Annotated in this window: 14 protein-coding genes; all 14 read left to right on the top strand. The window is 61.9% G+C overall.

Annotated elements, in window-relative coordinates; all coding sequences use genetic code 11:
• Positions 1 to 70 precede the first annotated feature (70 nt).
• The 14 genes from M1D68_RS23500 (at position 71) to mdoH (ending at position 18,213) form a co-directional block, all read left to right on the top strand.
• On the top strand, positions 71 to 1,537 hold the full coding sequence (locus tag M1D68_RS23500; RefSeq protein WP_420767007.1) for a purine-cytosine permease family protein: 1,467 nt from the start codon (positions 71 to 73) through the stop codon (positions 1,535 to 1,537).
• Between the two features lie 70 nt (positions 1,538 to 1,607).
• A complete protein-coding gene (locus tag M1D68_RS23495; RefSeq protein WP_434627985.1) occupies positions 1,608 to 2,576 on the top strand; it encodes an ABC transporter substrate-binding protein in 969 nt (322 codons plus the stop codon).
• 71 nt (positions 2,577 to 2,647) lie between these two features.
• Positions 2,648 to 3,499 carry an ABC transporter permease gene (locus M1D68_RS23490; RefSeq protein WP_420767009.1) on the top strand — a complete coding sequence of 284 codons (852 nt, stop codon included), beginning with the start codon at positions 2,648 to 2,650 and terminating at the stop codon, positions 3,497 to 3,499.
• A complete protein-coding gene (locus tag M1D68_RS23485; protein ID WP_434649244.1) occupies positions 3,496 to 4,326 on the top strand; it encodes a quaternary amine ABC transporter ATP-binding protein in 831 nt (276 codons plus the stop codon). Before M1D68_RS23490 ends, M1D68_RS23485 begins: the two co-directional genes overlap by 4 nt.
• Before the next feature lie 210 nt (positions 4,327 to 4,536).
• Positions 4,537 to 6,060 (top strand): histidine ammonia-lyase, encoded by a 1,524-nt coding sequence (gene hutH / locus M1D68_RS23480; RefSeq protein WP_457968537.1) that lies wholly within the window; start codon positions 4,537 to 4,539, stop codon positions 6,058 to 6,060.
• Positions 6,061 to 6,190: 130 nt separating this feature from the next.
• Positions 6,191 to 7,723, top strand: coding sequence for a histidine ammonia-lyase (gene hutH / locus M1D68_RS23475; RefSeq protein WP_420767012.1), 1,533 nt, complete (start codon positions 6,191 to 6,193; stop codon positions 7,721 to 7,723).
• A 125-nt stretch (positions 7,724 to 7,848) separates the two neighbouring features.
• On the top strand, positions 7,849 to 9,051 hold the full coding sequence (hutI, locus tag M1D68_RS23470) for an imidazolonepropionase (protein WP_434649238.1): 1,203 nt from the start codon (positions 7,849 to 7,851) through the stop codon (positions 9,049 to 9,051).
• An 11-nt stretch (positions 9,052 to 9,062) separates the two neighbouring features.
• The gene (gene hutG, locus M1D68_RS23465) at positions 9,063 to 9,866 is read left to right on the top strand and encodes an N-formylglutamate deformylase (protein ID WP_434649236.1); all 804 of its coding nucleotides are present in this window, start codon (positions 9,063 to 9,065) and stop codon (positions 9,864 to 9,866) included.
• 294 nt (positions 9,867 to 10,160) lie between these two features.
• A complete protein-coding gene (locus tag M1D68_RS23460) occupies positions 10,161 to 11,108 on the top strand; it encodes a choline ABC transporter substrate-binding protein (RefSeq protein WP_434675759.1) in 948 nt (315 codons plus the stop codon).
• 51 nt (positions 11,109 to 11,159) lie between these two features.
• A complete protein-coding gene (locus M1D68_RS23455; RefSeq protein ID WP_457970791.1) occupies positions 11,160 to 12,047 on the top strand; it encodes an alpha/beta hydrolase in 888 nt (295 codons plus the stop codon).
• A 104-nt stretch (positions 12,048 to 12,151) separates the two neighbouring features.
• Positions 12,152 to 13,123, top strand: a complete 972-nt coding sequence (gene pip, locus M1D68_RS23450) for a prolyl aminopeptidase (protein ID WP_003196909.1) — start codon at positions 12,152 to 12,154, stop codon at positions 13,121 to 13,123.
• Positions 13,120 to 13,557, top strand: a complete 438-nt coding sequence (gene dtd, locus M1D68_RS23445) for a D-aminoacyl-tRNA deacylase (protein ID WP_457968533.1) — start codon at positions 13,120 to 13,122, stop codon at positions 13,555 to 13,557. Before pip ends, dtd begins: the two co-directional genes overlap by 4 nt.
• 350 nt (positions 13,558 to 13,907) lie before the next feature.
• On the top strand, positions 13,908 to 15,650 hold the full coding sequence (locus M1D68_RS23440; RefSeq protein ID WP_420767017.1) for a glucan biosynthesis protein: 1,743 nt from the start codon (positions 13,908 to 13,910) through the stop codon (positions 15,648 to 15,650).
• The gene (mdoH, locus tag M1D68_RS23435; protein WP_457968531.1) at positions 15,643 to 18,213 is read left to right on the top strand and encodes a glucans biosynthesis glucosyltransferase MdoH; all 2,571 of its coding nucleotides are present in this window, start codon (positions 15,643 to 15,645) and stop codon (positions 18,211 to 18,213) included. The genes M1D68_RS23440 and mdoH overlap by 8 nt, the downstream gene beginning before the upstream one ends.
• The last annotated feature ends 519 nt before the right edge of the window (positions 18,214 to 18,732 follow it).

Here is an 18,732-nt window from a genome sequence, read left to right as displayed (position 1 = left end):
GGGAGCGAGCCTGCTCGCTCCCACAAATAAGAGCATCGTTCGAACCAGAACAATCCACAGAGGTTGAACCATGGCTGTCACCAGCACACGCGATAGCAGCAAGCCGTTGATCGAGAAGCGCTCGATCGACTACATCCCGGAAGGGGAAAGACACGGTCATCTGTTTAGCCAGTTCACCCTCTGGATGGGGGCCAATCTGCAGATCACCGCCATTGTCACCGGTGCGTTGGCGGTGGTGTTGGGGGGTGATGTGTTCTGGTCGTTGATCGGTTTGCTGATCGGCCAGTTGCTCGGCGGTGGTGTCATGGCGTTGCACGCCGCCCAAGGGCCAAAGCTCGGGCTGCCGCAGATGATCTCCAGCCGGGTGCAGTTTGGTGTATATGGCGCGGCCATCCCGATCGTGCTGGTGTGCCTGATGTACCTGGGTTTCACCGCAACGGGCACCGTGCTATCCGGCCAGGCGCTGGGCCAGTTGTTTGGCGTCAGCGACAGTGTCGGCATCCTCATTTTCGCCAGTGTCATCGTGTTGGTCACGGTGCTTGGTTATCGGGTGATTCACTGGATCGGCCGTGTCGCCAGCATCATCGGTGTGATCGCCTTCGTTTACCTGTTCGCTCGCCTGATCAGCCATACGGATGTGGGCGCACTCCTGCAGATCCGCCACTTCAGTTGGAGCAGTTTCCTGCTTGCGGTGTCGCTCGCGGCCTCCTGGCAGATCGCCTTCGGCCCCTACGTCGCGGACTACTCGCGTTACCTGCCGAGCAAGACGTCCTCGGTGAAAACCTTCTTTGCCGCAGGCGCAGGTTCAGTCATCGGCGCGCAGGTGGCGATGATCCTCGGTGTGTTTGCCGCCGCCTCGGCCAACGGGCAGTTCGCCGGCCACGAAGTGGCCTACATCGTTGGCCTGGGTGGCACCGGCGCTACCGCCGCGCTGCTGTATTTCAGCATCGCGTTCGGCAAGGTCACCATTTCCACGCTGAACTCCTACGGCAGCTTCATGTGCATTGCGACCATCATCAGCGGTTTCCGTGGTCACCTGAACGTAACGCGGGTGCAACGCCTGGTGTTCGTGCTGTTCATTGTCGGCGCCGCGACCCTGATCGCGCTGCTCGGCCAGCACTCGTTCCTCGGTGCGTTCAAGTCCTTCATCCTGTTCCTGCTGGCGTTCTTTACGCCTTGGAGCGCGATCAACCTGGTGGACTACTACTGCATAACCCGTGAGCGCTATGACGTGCCGGCACTCGCCGATCCGAACGGTCGCTACGGTCGTTGGAACGCACTGGGTATCAGCGTCTACGTCTTCGGCGTACTGGTCCAGTTGCCGTTCATCGCCACCAAGTTCTATACCGGTCCGCTGGTGGAGGCCATGGGCGGTGTGGATATCTCGTGGATCATCGGCTTGGTGGTTCCGGCGGTGCTGTACTACGTCATCGCTAGAAAATGGCACAGCGCCGTACCCGATCAATTGATCCTGCCGGTCGAGCAGGACGCGGTTGACGCACAACCGAGCAGGGCGGGCCGCATCCAAGCGGTCTGATGGGACGTTGACAGGGCTGGATGCCTCTTGACTGCCGTAAGCCAATCCAACTGATTAGGAGCGTCACATAATGAAATCGAACAAGACCCTGCTGACCACATTGCTGTCCATGGGCCTGCTGGCCAGTGCCGGCGCCACGCAAGCGGCAGGCTGGTGCGAGTCGGGCAAACCGGTGAAGTTCGCCGGCCTGAACTGGGAAAGCGGCATGCTGCTGACCGACGTGATGCAAGTGGTGCTGGACAAGGGTTACGGCTGCAAGACCGATAGCCTGCCTGGTAACTCCATCACCATGGAAAACGCCCTGAGCAGCAACGACATCCAGGTGTTCGCCGAAGAGTGGGTCGGCCGCAGCGAAGTGTGGAACAAGGCCGAGAAGGCCGGCAAGGTGGTGGGCGTCGGTGCGCCGGTGGTGGGGGCCATCGAAGGCTGGTACGTGCCACGCTACGTGATCGAAGGCGATGCCAAGCGCAAGCTGGAAGCCAAGGCGCCAGGCCTGAAGAACATCGCCGACCTGGGCCAGTACGCCGCCGTGTTCAAGGATCCTGAGGAACCGTCCAAGGGTCGCTTCTACAACTGCCCGGCCGGCTGGACCTGCGAGCTGGACAACAGCGAAATGCTGAAGAGCTACGGCCTGGAAAAGACTTATACCAACTTCCGTCCGGGCACCGGCCCTGCGCTGGATGCAGCGGTGCTGTCGAGCTACAAGCGTGGCGAGCCGATCCTGTTCTACTACTGGTCGCCGACGCCGCTGATGGGCCAGGTGGACCTGGTGAAACTGGAAGAAAAACCGGGCGTGGATAAAAGCGTGAGCATCAAGGTCGGCCTGTCCAAGACCTTCCACGACGAAGCCCCGGAGCTGGTGGCTGTGCTGGAAAAGGTCAACCTGCCGATCGATATCCTGAACCAGAACCTCGGGCGCATGGCCAAAGAGCGGATCGAGTCGCCGAAGCTGGCGAAGATCTTCCTGAAGGAACATCCTGAAGTCTGGCATGCCTGGGTCAGCGAAGACGCAGCCAAGAAAATCGACGCGGCTCTGTAGGTCGAATATTTCCCGGCCAGCCAGAGGGCGGGCCGGGACGTTCACCGCATCCACCTGATCGAGAGTCTCTTATGTTTCCCGAAAGCTTTACCTTCTCCATCGCCGACTGGGTCAACGGTTGGGTCGACGCCCTGGTGACCAACTATGGCGATGTGTTCCGGCAGATCTCCGACACGTTGCTGTGGGCCATCGTCAGCCTTGAAGGCCTGCTGCGCATGGCACCCTGGTGGCTGATGCTGGCCATCGTCGGCGGTGTTGCCTGGCACGCCACCCGCAAGGTCGTCGCCACGGCGGTGATCGTCGGCCTGCTGTTCCTGGTGGGTGCGGTGGGCCTGTGGGACAAACTGATGCAGACCCTCGCGCTGATGCTGGTGGCGACGCTGATCTCGGTGATGATCGGCATCCCGCTGGGCATTCTCTCGGCGCGCAGCAACCGCCTGCGTTCGGTGCTGATGCCGTTGCTGGACATCATGCAGACGATGCCCAGCTTCGTGTACCTCATTCCGGTGTTGATGCTGTTTGGCCTGGGCAAGGTCCCGGCGATTTTCGCCACGGTGATCTATGCCGCGCCACCGTTGATTCGCCTCACCGACCTGGGCATCCGCCAGGTGGACGGCGAAGTCATGGAGGCCATCAACGCCTTTGGCGCCAATCGCTGGCAACAGCTGTTCGGCGTGCAGCTGCCCCTGGCCCTGCCGAGCATCATGGCCGGGATCAACCAGACCACCATGATGGCCCTGTCGATGGTGGTCATCGCCTCGATGATCGGCGCCCGTGGCCTGGGTGAAGACGTGCTGGTGGGCATCCAGACCCTCAACGTCGGGCGCGGCCTGGAAGCGGGGCTGGCCATCGTGATTCTCGCCGTGGTCATCGACCGCATTACCCAGGCCTATGGTCGTCCGCGGCACGAGGTGAGCAAATGAGCAACGAAGTCATCAGCAAGATCGAAGTCAAAAATGTCTTCAAGATTTTCGGCAACCGCTCCAAGGAAGCCCTGGCGCTGATCCGCCAGAACAAGACCAAGGACCAGGTGCTGGCCGAGACTGGCTGCGTGGTCGGCGTGAACGACCTGTCGCTGAGCATCGGCACCGGCGAGATCTTCGTGATCATGGGCCTGTCGGGCTCCGGAAAATCCACCCTGGTGCGCCATTTCAACCGGCTGATCGACCCAACCAGCGGCGCCATCCTGGTGGACGGCGAGGACATCCTGCAGCTGGACATGGACGCCCTGCGCGAATTTCGTCGGCACAAGATCAGCATGGTCTTCCAGAGCTTCGGCCTGCTTCCCCACAAGAGCGTGTTGGACAACGTCGCCTATGGCTTGAAAGTGCGCGGCGAAAGCAAGCAGGTGTGCGCCGAGCGCGCGCTGCACTGGATCAACACCGTCGGCCTGAAAGGCTACGAGAACAAATACCCGCACCAGCTCTCCGGCGGCATGCGCCAGCGCGTCGGCCTGGCCCGAGCCTTGGCGGCCGATACCGACATCATCCTCATGGACGAAGCCTTCAGCGCCCTCGACCCGCTGATCCGCGCGGAAATGCAGGACCAGTTGCTGGAGCTGCAAAAGACCCTGCACAAGACCATCGTTTTCATCACCCACGACCTCGACGAGGCCGTGCGCATCGGCAACCGCATTGCGATCCTCAAGGACGGCAAGCTGATTCAGGTCGGCACGCCGAGAGAGATCCTGCACTCGCCGGCGGATGAGTATGTCGATCGGTTCGTGCAGCGCCGGGCTGCGGTGGTGTAAGGCTGATGTGGCCGGCGAACAGCTATTTTGGGCTGACAAGCTGTTGTGGCGAGGGAGCTTGCTCCCGCTGGGCTGCGTAGCAGACCCAAAAGAGGCGGCCCCTACGCGCTGGAGCGCCAGCCCGGCCGGGCAGGAGCAAGCTCCCTCGCCACGGGAGTGATGCCTTCAGCCCAAGAGACAGCGCACTGAGAATTTGGAATGAGGTTTGAGATGTCCCAGGCTGAAAAAATCATCATCACCGGCGCCCCCCTGCGCTGGCAGGACGTGGTCGCCGTCGCCCGCTTCGGCGCTACGCTCGAGCTGTCGGCTCAGGTCTGGGCGCGGATCGACAATGCCCAGGCCATCGTCCAGCGCATCATCGAAAGCGGCGAGCGTGCCTATGGCGTCAACACCGGCCTGGGCGCCTTGTGCAATGTCTCGCTCCAGGACGAACAGCTCAGCCAATTGTCGCGCAACACCCTGCTCAGCCACGCCTGTGGCGTCGGCCCGGCACTCGCCGACGAGCAGACCCGGGCGATTCTCTGCGCCGCTATCCACAACTACAGCCAAGGCAAGTCCGGTATCCATCGCCGGGCGGTCGAGGCATTACTGGCGTTGCTCAATCGCGGCATTACGCCACAAGTGCCGTCCCAGGGCTCAGTGGGTTACTTGACCCACATGGCCCACATCGGTATCGCGCTGTTGGGCGTTGGGCAAGTCAGCTATCGCGGGCAGATCGTCCCGGCGCAACAGGCCTTGGCCGCAGAAGGCCTGCAACCGGTGCAGTTGGGAGCGAAGGACGGTTTGTGCCTGGTCAACGGCACGCCGTGCATGACCGGGCTCAGTTGCCTGGCCCTGGCCGATGCCACGCGGCTGGTGAAATGGGCCGACGTGATCGGTGCCATGAGCTTCGAGGCCCAGCGCGGGCAGATTGCCGCGTTCGATGCCGAGATCATCGCCCTCAAGCCACACCCGGGCATGCAACAGGTTGGTGCGAATTTGCGCGCGTTGCTCGATGGCAGCGAAGTCATTGCTTCGAGCCTGGGTATCCGCACCCAGGACGCCTTGAGCATCCGCTCGATTCCCCAGGTTCACGGCGCCGCTCGCGATCAGTTGGAGCATGCACGGCAACAGATCGAAACCGAGCTCAACGCCGTCACCGATAACCCAATGCTGCTGGGTACGCCGGAGAGTTTCCGGGTCATGTCCCAGGCCAATCCCCACGGCCAGTCGGTGGCGTTGGCGGCGGACCTGCTGGCGATTGCCATGGCCGAGATCGGTTCGATCGCCGAGCGTCGCCTCGACCGCCTGATCAATCCTCACGTCAGCGGGTTGCCGGCATTTTTGGTCGCCAACCCGGGCGTGAACTCGGGAATGATGATCGTGCAATACGTTGCCGCGTCGCTGTGCGCGGAGAACAAGCAACTGGCGCAACCGGCGGTGCTGGACAATTTCGTCACCTCCGGGTTGCAGGAAGACCATTTGAGCATGGGCACCAACGCGGCCTTGAAGCTGCACCGGGCGCTGGAAAACTGCACGCAGATCCTCGCCATCGAGTACCTGCTGGCGGCCCAGGCCTTCGAGTTTCTCAAGGCGCAGCGCTTCGGCGCCGGCACCGACATCGCCTGGAAACTGCTGCGCGAGCGCGTTCCGGCCTACGACCAGGACCGCTGGCTGGCGCCGGACATCGCCAGTGCCGCCGGGCTGCTCAGCGACCCGCACCTCCTGAAAAACGTATTACCGAATTTGAATTGATCAAAAAAGCGCCAGCGTGCCAAGGCACCTATAGCCCCTAGGCATCGCCCAAAAAGCGAAGGTGACGGATAACGGAGCATTCCGGAGCGACTGGCGAATGAAAAAACAAAACTCTCAAAAGGAGCAATAAATGACTGCCTTAAACCTGATTCCCGGCCAATTGAGCCTGGCTCAATTGCGCGACATCTACCAGCAACCGGTCACCCTGAGCCTTGATGCCAGTGCGTCGGCGCAGATCGAAGCCAGCGTTGCGTGCGTGGAACAGATTCTTGCCGAGAACCGCACCGCCTATGGCATCAACACCGGTTTCGGCCTGCTGGCCTCGACTCGCATCGCAAGCGAGGACCTGGAAAACCTGCAGCGTTCCCTGGTGCTGTCCCATGCCGCCGGTGTGGGCGAGCCGATCAGCGATGCGCTGGTGCGGTTGGTCATGGTGCTCAAGGTCAACAGCCTGAGCCGAGGTTTCTCGGGCATTCGTCGGCAGGTGATCGATGCGCTGATCGCGCTGATCAACGCTGAGGTTTATCCACACATTCCGTTGAAAGGTTCGGTGGGCGCATCCGGTGACCTGGCACCGCTGGCCCACATGTCCCTGGTGCTGCTTGGCGAAGGCAAGGCCCGCTACAAGGGCGAATGGCTGCCGGCCGTCGACGCCTTGAAAGTTGCTGGCCTCGCGCCGCTGACCCTGGCCGCGAAGGAAGGCTTGGCGCTGCTCAACGGCACCCAGGTCTCCACCGCGTTTGCCTTGCGCGGCCTTTTCGAAGGCGAAGACCTGTTCGCCGGGGCCCTGGCCTTGGGTAGCCTCACCGTCGAAGCGGTGCTCGGTTCGCGTTCGCCATTCGATGCGCGCATCCATGCGGCTCGCGGCCAGAAAGGCCAGATCGATGCCGCCGCGGCCTATCGAGACCTGCTGGGCGAGCGCAGCGAAGTTTCCGATTCGCACCAGAACTGTGACAAGGTCCAGGACCCGTACTCCCTGCGTTGCCAACCGCAAGTGATGGGCGCCTGCCTGACCCAGTTCCGCCAGGCTGCCGAGGTGCTGGTGATCGAGGCCAACGCCGTGTCGGATAACCCGCTGGTGTTCGCCGCCGAGGGCGATGTGATTTCCGGCGGCAACTTCCACGCCGAACCGGTGGCGATGGCGGCGGACAACATGGCCCTGGCGATTGCCGAAATTGGCTCCCTGAGCGAGCGACGCATTTCGCTGATGATGGACAAGCACATGTCGCAGCTGCCGCCGTTTTTGGTGGCCAATGGCGGTGTGAACTCCGGGTTCATGATTGCCCAGGTGACAGCGGCGGCGCTGGCGAGTGAAAACAAAGCGCTGTCCCATCCTCATTCGGTGGATAGCCTGCCGACCTCGGCCAACCAGGAAGACCACGTCTCCATGGCCCCGGCCGCTGGCAAGCGCCTGTGGGAAATGGCCGAGAACACCCGCGGGATCCTGGCGGTGGAATGGCTGGCGGCGTGCCAAGGGCTGGACCTGCGCGGCGGTTTGAAGACCTCCGCCAAGCTGGAACAGGCCCGGGGTCTGTTGCGTGCAGAAGTGCCGTTCTATGAGAAGGACCGATTCTTTGCCCCGGATATCAATGCAGCGAGTGAATTGTTGGCGAGTCGCTGCCTGAACGAGCTGGTCACGGCGCAGTTGTTGCCGAGTCTGTAAGGGCCTCATCGCGAGCAAGCTCGCTCCCACAGGGGTAGGGGTTGAACATTCATTTGGGTACACCCTGACCCTTGTGGGAGCGAGCCTGCTCGCGATTCGATTTTGAACGCGACGAGGAAACCGGGATGAAAACCCTCTGGCAAAACTGCCACGCCGCCACCATGGCCCAGGGCGTCTACTCGATCATAGAAGACGCCGCCATCGTCACCCAGGGCGAGCACATTCAATGGATCGGCCCCCGTGCCGAACTGCCGATGGGCGACTATCCGGCGGTCAACGACCTCAAGGGCGCCTGGGTCACGCCGGGGCTGATCGACTGCCACACCCACACGGTGTTTGGCGGCAACCGCAGCGGTGAATTCGAACAGCGCCTGCAAGGCGTCAGCTACGCCGAAATAGCGGCGGCCGGCGGTGGCATCGCCAGCACCGTGCGCGCCACCCGCGCCGCCAGTGAGGACGAGCTGTTCGCCAGCGCCGCCAGGCGCCTGAAGAGCCTGATGCGCGATGGCGTGACCACGGTGGAAATCAAGTCCGGCTACGGCCTGGACCTGGCCAGCGAGCGCAAGATCCTGCGCGTCATCCGCCGCCTCGGTGCCGAGCTTCCGGTCAGTGTGCGCAGCACGTGCCTGGCGGCCCACGCCTTGCCGCCGGAATACCAGGATCGCGCCGATGACTACATCGAGCACATCTGCGCTGAAATGCTGCCCGCGTTGGCGGCTGAAGGGCTGGTGGACGCCGTTGACGCTTTTTGCGAGTACCTGGCCTTTTCCCCGGCGCAGGTCGAGCGGGTGTTTATCACCGCGCAGCAATTGGGCCTGCCGGTGAAGCTGCACGCTGAACAATTGTCGTCGCTCAATGGCTCCAGCCTGGCGGCGCGCTACCAGGCGCTGTCGGCCGATCACCTGGAGTTCATGACCGAGGACGACGCCAAGGCCATGGCCGCGTCCGGCACCGTGGCGGTGTTGTTGCCAGGGGCGTTTTATTTCCTGCGTGAAACCCAGCTGCCGCCCATGGATGCCCTGCGCAAGCACGGCGTGAAAATCGCCGTGGCCAGCGACCTCAACCCCGGCACCTCGCCGGCATTGTCGTTGCGCTTGATGTTGAACATGGCGTGCACCTGTTTGCGTATGACCCCGGAAGAAGCCCTGGCTGGGGCGACGATCCACGCGGCTCAAGCCTTGGGCATGGCCGGGACCCATGGTTCGCTGGAAGCGGGCAAGGTAGCGGACTTTGTCGCCTGGGACATCGATCGCCCCGCTGACCTGTCCTATTGGCTCGGTGGCGAGCTGGAAAAACGCGTCGTGCGTCACGGCGTGGAAATCGATTGAGGAGAACGGTTGTGGAGAAGGTCCTGAATTTCAAGCAAGGGCGCGTGCCGCTGTTGATCAGCATGCCTCATGCCGGCCTGCGCCTGACCCCGGCGGTACAGGCCGGATTGATCCCGCAAGCCCAAAGCCTGCCGGACACCGATTGGCACATTCCGCGGCTCTATGAGTTTGCCGATGAGCTTGGCGCCAGCACCCTGGCCGCCGAATACTCACGGTTCGTCGTTGACCTGAACCGGCCCTCCGATGACAAACCGATGTACGTCGGTGCCACCACCGGCTTGTACCCGGCGACGCTGTTCGATGGCGTGCCGTTGTTTCGTGAAGGTCTGGAGCCATCCGCCGAAGAGCGGGCGACGTACCTGCAACAGGTCTGGATGCCCTATCACCAAGCGCTGCAGCAAGAACTGGCGCGGCTCAAGGCCGAGTTCGGCTATGCCTTGCTGTTCGATGCCCACTCGATCCGCTCGGTGATCCCGCACCTGTTCGACGGCAAGCTGCCGGATTTCAACCTGGGCACCTTCAACGGCGCCAGTTGCAATCCGACGCTGGCGAGCGAGCTCGAAGGCATCTGCGCCCGCCATGATCAGTTCACTCACGTGTTGAACGGGCGTTTCAAGGGCGGGCACATCACCCGTCACTACGGCAACCCCGCCCAGGACATCCATGCGGTGCAACTGGAGCTATGCCAGAGCACCTACATGGAAGAGTTCGAACCGTTCAACTATCGGCCCGACCTGGCGGCGCCGACCCAGGTGGTGCTCAGGGAATTGTTGGAAGGCTTCCTGGCGTGGGGGCGGCAGGCCTACAAGAAATAAAGACCTACCCAATACCTGTGGCGAGGGGATTTATCCCCGCTGGGTCGCGAAGCGGCCCCAAAGATAGATGATCCACACGGATTCAGAATTTTGGGACTGCTACGCAGTCCAGCGGGGATAAATCCCCTCGCCACAGGTTTATGGGCGCTGACTCCCTGGAATGGGGACTGTCGCCACCGTGCAAAACCAAGTCGCCACAGTTCACCTTCGCCCCCTCGACGCTGCGTAATGTTCCAGGCACGGTGCATCTAGACGCCGACCTACAACAATCCACTGCCGCACGAGACCCACGCAATGAAAAGACTGTCCAAACGCTGTCTATCGTTCCTCTGCGGTACCGTTCTACTAAGCTCCGGCGCGATGGCCGCCGAGCCTGCGTCTTGCCAGGCCGTACGCATGGGCGTGGTCAACTGGACCGACGTCATTGCCACCAGTGGCATGGCGGACGTACTGCTCACCGGCCTTGGCTACGAAAGCAAGCAGACCAGCGCCGTGCAACAGATCATCTTCGCCGGCATCCGCGACAAGCGACTCGATATCTTCCTGGGCTATTGGAAACCGGCGATGGACAAGAACATCGCCCCGTTCCTGGCGGCCAACCAAGTGAAGGTCCTGGACAAACCTAGCCTGGCCGACGCCCAGGCCACGCTCGCCGTGCCCGATTACGTGGCGGCGGCAGGGCTCAAGAGCTTTGCCGATATCGCCCGGTTCAAGGATGAGCTCGGCGGCAAGATCTACGGCATCGAGCCGGGCAGTGGCGCCAACACCACCATCAAGACCATGATCGAGACCAATCACTTTGGCCTCAAGGATTTCAAACTGATCGAATCCGGCGAGGCGGGGATGTTGGCGGCGGTGCAACGGGCGGTGAATCGCAAGGAGTTCGTGGTCTTCGTTGGCTGGACCCCGCACCCGATGAACATCAACATGAACATCGCCTACCTGACGGGCAGCGAAGACGTGTATGGCCCGAACGAAGGTGCCGCGACTGTCTCCACCGTGACCGCGCCGGACTACGCCCAGCGTTGCCCCAACGTCCAGCGGCTGCTGGAAAACCTGACGTTTACCGCTGCCCAGGAAAGTCAGCTGATGGTGCCGATCATGGAGCGCAAGACTCCCCAGGACGTCGCAAGGCAATGGCTGCGCGAGCACCCCGAGGATCTGCAGCGTTGGCTGGCCGGCGTGACCAGCTTCGACGGCAAGGATGGAATTGCAGCGGTGCAGGCGAGTCTCAAGAACTGATGCAAGCTCCTGGACATTGAGAACCCCGTGGCCTACCCACTTTCCCAGGCAATGACTGCCTTCATCGACAAGACCCTGAGCTTCACGAGCCCGGACGACAGCCTCGCCGGCTCGCGCGAGGCCTACAGCCAGATGTGTCGGGCGTTCACCCCGTCGCGCCCGTCAACGCTTGCGGTCGAGGACCTGCAATTAGCTGGCGTGGCCATCCGCGCCTATCACGCGCGCGTCGCGCCACCATTGGCCGGCTGGCCGTGCATCCTTTACCTGCACGGTGGTGGTTGGGTGGTAGGGGACCTGGATTCCCATGACTTCATTTGCATGGAGCTGGCTGAAAGCCTTGGTGTGCTGGTCGTGGCGGTGGACTACCGGCTCGCCCCGGAGCATCCCTATCCGGCCGGTTTCGAAGACTGCCTCGCGGTGTGGCATCACTTGGCAGACGTCCCATTCGCCATTGATCCACGACGCAAAGCGCTGGCTGGCGACAGCGCTGGAGGCAATCTCGCCGCCGCGTTGTGCCTGGCCCTGCGTGATGCAGGCCAGCCTCAGCCGCGAACCCAAGTGCTGATTTACCCGGCGCTAGGCGGCCCCGCGCATTTGCCGTCGCGCCAGGAGTGTTTCGACGCACCTCTCTTGAGCAGCAGCGACCTGCAACGCTACGACGCCATGTACCTGCACGGTGCCGCCCCCACGCCCTACGCCGCCCCGTTGCTTGCCGACGATCTGAGCGGTTTGGCGCCTGCCTTTGTCGCCGTCGCGCAATGGGACCCCCTGCATGATGACGGCGTTCTTTATCACGAGCGATTGAATGTCGCAGGGGGCGTGTCGGTCTTGTATCGGGGGGAAGGGCTGGTCCACGGTTGCCTGCGCGCACGTGGCCTGGTGCCAGAGGTCGATCAGATGTATCGCACACTGCTGGCATACCTGGCTGACACGCTTTGACTGTGCGGGGGCATGCTCATTGAGGTGATTCGGGTTTATGATGCCGGACGGCAGACTAAATAGAAGTCCCCACAGGGATGACTCGACCCCTTACGGAGCGCGCAATGCAGACTTTGTACCCGCAGATCAAACCCCATGCCCGGCACGATCTGGCTGTCGATGACACCCACACGCTCTACGTCGATGAAAGCGGCTCGCCAGAAGGCCTGCCGGTGGTGTTCATCCATGGTGGCCCGGGGGCCGGTTGCGATGCGCAAAGCCGCCGCTACTTCGATCCGAACCTGTATCGCATCGTCACGTTCGACCAGCGCGGTTGTGGTCGTTCCACGCCTCACGCCAGCCTGGAAAACAACACCACCTGGGATCTGGTCGAGGACCTGGAGCGCATCCGCAAACACCTGGGCATCGAGAAGTGGGTGCTGTTCGGCGGCTCCTGGGGGTCAACGTTGGCCCTGGCCTACGCCCAGACCCATCCGGAGCGGGTGCATGGCTTGATCTTGCGTGGGATCTTTCTCTGCCGTCCCCAGGAAATCGAGTGGTTCTACCAGGCCGGCGCCAGCCGCCTGTTTCCGGATTACTGGCAGGACTACATCGCGCCGATCCCACTGGATGAGCGCGACGACCTGCTCAGCGCCTTTCACAAGCGCCTGACCGGTAACGACCAGATCGCCCAGATGCACGCGGCCAAGGCCTGGTCGACGTGGGAGGGCCGTACCGCGACCCTGCGCCCGAACCCGCTGGTGGTCGACCGCTTCTCCGAGCCACAGCGCGCGCTGTCGATTGCCCGGATCGAATGCCACTACTTCACCAACAATGCATTTCTTGAACCCAACCAGTTGATTCGCGACATGGGCAAGATCGCCCATTTGCCCGGCGTCATCGTGCATGGCCGCTACGATGTGATCTGCCCACTGGACAACGCCTGGGAGCTGCACCAGAACTGGCCCAACAGCGAGTTGCAGGTGATTCGCGACGCCGGCCATGCAGCCTCGGAGCCAGGGATCACCGATGCGCTGGTGCGCGCGGCCGCGCAAATGGCCCGACGCCTGCTTGATCTGCCGCCCGAAGAAGCATGAAAGGGTTGCTGCAACGGGTTCGCGGCGCCCGGGTAGAAGTCGCGGGGGAAATTGTCGGTGCGGTGGACCATGGTTTGCTGGTGCTGGTGGCTGTCGAGCCCGAGGATACCCCTGCCCACGCCGACAAACTCCTGCATAAGCTGCTTAACTACCGGGTGTTCAGCGACGCCGACGGGAAGATGAACCTGTCCCTGGTGGATGTGCAGGGCGGTTTGCTGTTGGTGTCGCAATTCACCCTGGCGGCGGACACCAGGAGCGGCTTGCGCCCGAGTTTTTCGACCGCCGCGCCTCCCGCTCTCGGTGAAGAGTTGTTCGACTATTTGCTCAGCCAGGCGAAACAGGTGCATGGCACCGTGGCATCAGGTAGATTCGGCGCCGACATGCAAGTGCATCTGGTCAATGATGGCCCGGTAACCTTTCTGTTACAGGCCTGAAAGCGTTTGAAACATCTTTTCGGTCCGGTTTCGAGGCAAAACAGGATGTTTTCTCGATAAATACTTTGCTAGCCCTGATGCGTTGTCACGCGGCCTACTAGATAATCGCGCGCTACGGGGGACCAGCGTTCGCTGGTCCATTTGACTTAGGTAGAGACTTGTCCTGAACCGTTTGGGGAATCATTTTGCCCCGTCGGAGTCGGAACAATGCTCGCCAACTTGGCAAGAGTGGTCCGCAGGAACGGTTTTTCAGCGCCGTTACCGTGTAGATACTTTATCTGGCCGTTGGTTTTTTGATCAGTTTTCGGCGAGGGTTGCTCGTGATTGTTAGTCCCTGTAATGCACCAAAAATGACTGCCAAACGGTTTAGAAACGCTCTGGTAGCGGGCTCGGCCCTGTTGTGCCTGTTTGGCGCCGGCCAACTGTGGGCATTCAGCCTGGATGATGTATCGGCGAAGGCACAAGAACTGGCCGGGCAGAAGTTCGAAGCCCCGCGCAGCAATTTGCCGAATGAATTCCGCGAAATGAAGTTCGCCGATTATCAGAAAATTCGTTTCCGCACTGAAAAAGCTGAATGGGCCGACCAGAAGACGCCGTTCCGGCTGTCGTTCTATCACCAGGGCATGCACTTCGACACGCCGGTGAAAATCAATGAGATCACCGCGACCACCGTCGATGAGATCAAATATGACCCGGCGCGCTTCGATTTCGGTGACGTCAAGTTCGATCCCAAGGCGACCGAACAGCTGGGCTACGCGGGATTCCGTGTGCTGTACCCGATCAACAAGGCCGACAAGCAAGACGAGATCATGACCATGCTGGGCGCGAGCTACTTCCGCGTCATCGGCAAAGGCCAGGTTTACGGCTTGTCCGCGCGTGGCATGGCCATCGACACCGCACTGCCGTCGGGTGAAGAGTTCCCACGCTTTCGCGAATTCTGGATCCAGCGCCCGAAACCGACCGACAAGCATCTGGTGATCTTCGCCTTGCTGGATTCGCCACGGGCTACCGGCGCCTATCGCCTGACGCTGCGTCCAGGCACCGACACCGTGGTCGACGTGAAATCGCGCGTATTCCTGCGTGATCGCGTCAACAAGCTGGGCATCGCCCCGTTGACCAGCATGTTCCTGTTCGGCGCCAACCAGCCGTCCAAAGTGCTGAACTACCGTCGCGAGCTCCACGACTCGAGCGGCCTGTCCATTCATGCCGGCAACGGCGAGTGGATCTGGCGTGCCTTGAACAACCCGAAACACCTGGCCGTGAGCAGCTTCTCGGTGGAAAACCCGCGTGGTTTCGGCTTGCTGCAACGTGGCCGTGACTTCAGCCACTACGAGGACCTGGACGACCGTTACGACAAGCGTCCAAGCGCCTGGATCGAGCCGAAAGGCGATTGGGGCAAGGGCACCGTGAACCTGGTCGAGATCCCGACTGCCGATGAAACCAACGACAACATCGTTGCGTTCTGGAGCCCGGAAAAGCTGCCTGAGCCAGGCCAGCCTCTGGACTTCGCCTATCGCCTGCACTGGACCCTCGATGAAGCCAGCCTGCACTCGCCAGACAGCGCCTGGGTCAAGCAGACCCTGCGTTCCACCGGCGACGTCAAACAGTCCAACCTGATCCGCCAGCCGGATGGCAGCGTGGCCTACCTGGTTGATTTTGAAGGCCCGTCCCTGCAAGCGCTGCCGGAAAACGCAGAAGTGCGTAGCCAGGTGAGCGTCGGCGACAACGCCGAGATCGTTGAAAACAGCGTGCGCTACAACCCGGAAACCAAGGGCTGGCGCTTGACGCTGCGCCTGAAGATCAAGGACCCGAGCAAGGCCACCGAAATGCGTGCCGCCCTGGTCCGGCCGCTTGTGCCGGTCGAACTGCCGGCCGCCTCGCATTCCGTGACCACCTTGGCCAAGGCCGACAAGGTTGCCAAGCAGCAGAGCGAGAAAGAAAAAACCAACGAGCAAGCCAACGAGCAAAAAGAAGCCAAGGCCGTCAAGGCGTCCACCGCCGCCGCCGAGCCGACCCCAACCCCGCAGGAACCGGAACAGACTGAGCAAGTCCTGACCGAGACCTGGAGCTATCAGTTGCCTGCCGATGAGTAATACTCCCGTACAACCAGAATCTCTTCGCGAGTATCTGGCCCATTTGCCGATGACCGACGAGCAGCGCGCCGAGCTGGCGGGCTGCAAGTCCTTCAGCGAATTGCATGAACGCCTGGCTTCGCCGACATTCGATGCACCCACCGAGGCGGCCCAAGCCTCGGTAGGCCGTCGCCTGACGCTGAGCACCGCCGAGGAACTCGAGGACGCCGAAATGCTGGCGCTCGATTCCAGTGGTCGGGTGTGCTTGAAAGCAACGCCGCCGATTCGCCGGACCAAGGTCGTGCCGGAGCCATGGCGTACCAATATCCTGGTGCGTGCATGGCGCCGCCTGACCGGTCGCACCAACCCGCCGAAGCCGCCCAAGGACGAGCGCGTTTTGCCGCACGCTCGCTGGCGCACCGTGGGGTCGATCCGTCGTTATATCCTGCTGATACTGATGCTCGGCCAGACCATCGTCGCCGGCTGGTACATGAAAGGCATCATGCCGTACCAGGGCTGGTCGCTAGTGGACCTGGACGAAGTGCTGCACCAGCCGTTGTTGCAAACGGCCACGCAAGTGCTGCCGTATGCGCTGCAAACCAGCATCCTGATCATGTTCGGGATCTTGTTCTGCTGGGTGTCGGCCGGTTTCTGGACCGCGCTGATGGGCTTTCTCGAACTGCTCACCGGTCATGACAAGTACCGTATCTCCGGTGCCAGCGCCGGCAACGAGCCGATTCCGAAAGACGCTCGCACCGCGCTGGTGATGCCGATCTGCAACGAGGACGTGCCAAGGGTATTCGCCGGGCTGCGCGCCACCTTCGAATCCGTCGCGGCCACCGGTGACCTGGATCGCTTCGACTTCTTCGTGCTCAGCGACAGCAACGAGACCGATATCTGCATCGCCGAACAGCAAGCCTGGCTGGATGTCTGCCGGGAAGCCGGCGGCTTCGGCAAGATCTTCTATCGCCGTCGCCGTCGCCGCGTGAAGCGCAAGAGCGGCAACCTCGACGACTTCTGCCGTCGTTGGGGCAGTGACTACAAGTACATGGTCGTGCTCGATGCGGACTCCGTGATGAGCGGCGAATGCCTGACCAGCCTGGTGCGTCTGATGGAAGCCACGCCGGACGCCGGCATCATCCAGACCGCGCCAAAAGCCTCGGGCATGGACACGCTGTATGCACGCATGCAGCAGTTCGCCACCCGCGTCTATGGTCCACTGTTCACCGCCGGCCTGCACTTCTGGCAGTTGGGTGAGTCGCACTATTGGGGCCACAACGCGATCATCCGCATGAAACCGTTCATCGACCACTGCGCCCTGGCGCCGTTGCCGGGTAAAGGGGCGTTCTCGGGTGCGATCCTTTCCCACGACTTCGTTGAAGCGGCGCTGATGCGCCGCGCCGGTTGGGGCGTGTGGATTGCCTATGACCTGCCAGGCAGCTACGAGGAGTTGCCGCCGAACCTGCTGGACGAACTCAAGCGTGACCGTCGCTGGTGCCACGGCAACCTGATGAACTTCCGGCTGTTCCTGGTCAAGGGCATGCACCCGGTGCACCGCGCGGTATTCCTGACGGGCGTGATGTCCTACCTGTCGGCGCCGCTGTGGTTCTTCTTCCTGGTGCTGTCCACCGCGCTATTGGCCGTGAACACGCTGATGGAGCCGCAATACTTCCTGGAGCCGCGCCAGCTGTATCCGCTCTGGCCGCAATGGCACCCGGAGAAGGCCATCGCCCTGTTCTCGACCACCATCGTGCTGCTATTCCTGCCCAAGCTCTTGAGTATCGTGCTGATCTGGGCAAAAGGCGCGAAAGAGTTCGGTGGCAAGTTCAAGGTCACGATGTCGATGCTGCTGGAGATGCTGTTCTCCATGTTGCTGGCGCCGGTGCGCATGATCTTCCATACCCGCTTCGTCCTTGCCGCTTTCCTGGGCTGGGCCGCGACCTGGAACTCGCCCAAGCGCGACGACGACTCCACGCCATGGAGCGAAGCCATCAAGCGCCACGGCCCGCAGACCTTGCTGGGCTTCTTCTGGGCACTGCTGGTGATCTGGCTGAACCCAAGCTTCCTGTGGTGGCTCGTGCCGATCGTCGGCTCGCTGATGCTGTCGATCCCGGTCTCGGTGATTTCCAGTCGCGTGGGCCTGGGCTTGAAGTCCCGTGATGAAAGACTGTTCCTGATCCCCGAGGAATACGCACCGCCTCAGGAGCTGCTGTCGACTGACCAGTACACCCACGAAAACCGTTGGCACGCGCTGAACGACGGCTTCATCCGGGCGGTGGTCGATCCGCAACAGAATGCCTTGGCGTGTGCATTGGCGACTTCCCGTCACGGCCAGGCCGAACCGATTGAATGGCTACGGGTCGAACGCGTCCGTCACGCACTGAAGGCTGGCCCGGCCGGTCTCAGCAATGCCGAGCGACTGGCGCTGCTGAGCGACCCGGTGGCCTTGTCCCGCCTGCATGAGCAGGTCTGGAACGAGGCGCATCCCGAGTGGCTGGCGGCATGGCGTGAGTCGGTCAAGGCCGATCCACATGCACCGTTGCTGCCGCTTCAGCCGGTTAGCGTACAGCCTCAGTTGGCCTGATAAACAAAAAGCCCCGCTTCTGAAAGGAAGCGGGGCTTTTTGTTGGGCGCAAACTCAGTTTTTCCAGCAGCCCGCCCCCACAATTGCCTTGCTGTGTACATGACTGCTGCGGCATTGAAGATCAAATGTGGGAGCGAGCCTGCTCGCGATGAGGCCGGTATATTCAACATCTTCACTGGCCGTGACACCGCTATCGCGAGCAGGCTCGCTCCCACAGTGGGTTTGCGGTGTACGTGAGAGCTGCGGCGTTGAAGATCAAATGTGGGAGCGAGCCTGCTCGCGATGAGGCCGGCATATTCAACATCTCCACTGGCCGTGACACCGCTATCGCGAGCAGGCTCGCTCCCACAATGGATTTGCGGTGTACGTGAGAGCTTCGGCGCTGAAGATCAAATGTGGGAGCGAGCCTGCTCGCGATGAGGCCGGCACGTTCGACATCTCTACTAGCCGTGACACCGCCATCGCGAGCAGGCTCGCTCCCACAATGGGTTTGCGGTGTAGGTGAGAGCTGCGGCGCTG

This window comes from Pseudomonas sp. R4-84, assembly GCF_054130985.1.
Note: the sequence above shows the minus strand (reverse complement) of the source record. Positions and strands in the feature narration are given on the sequence as shown.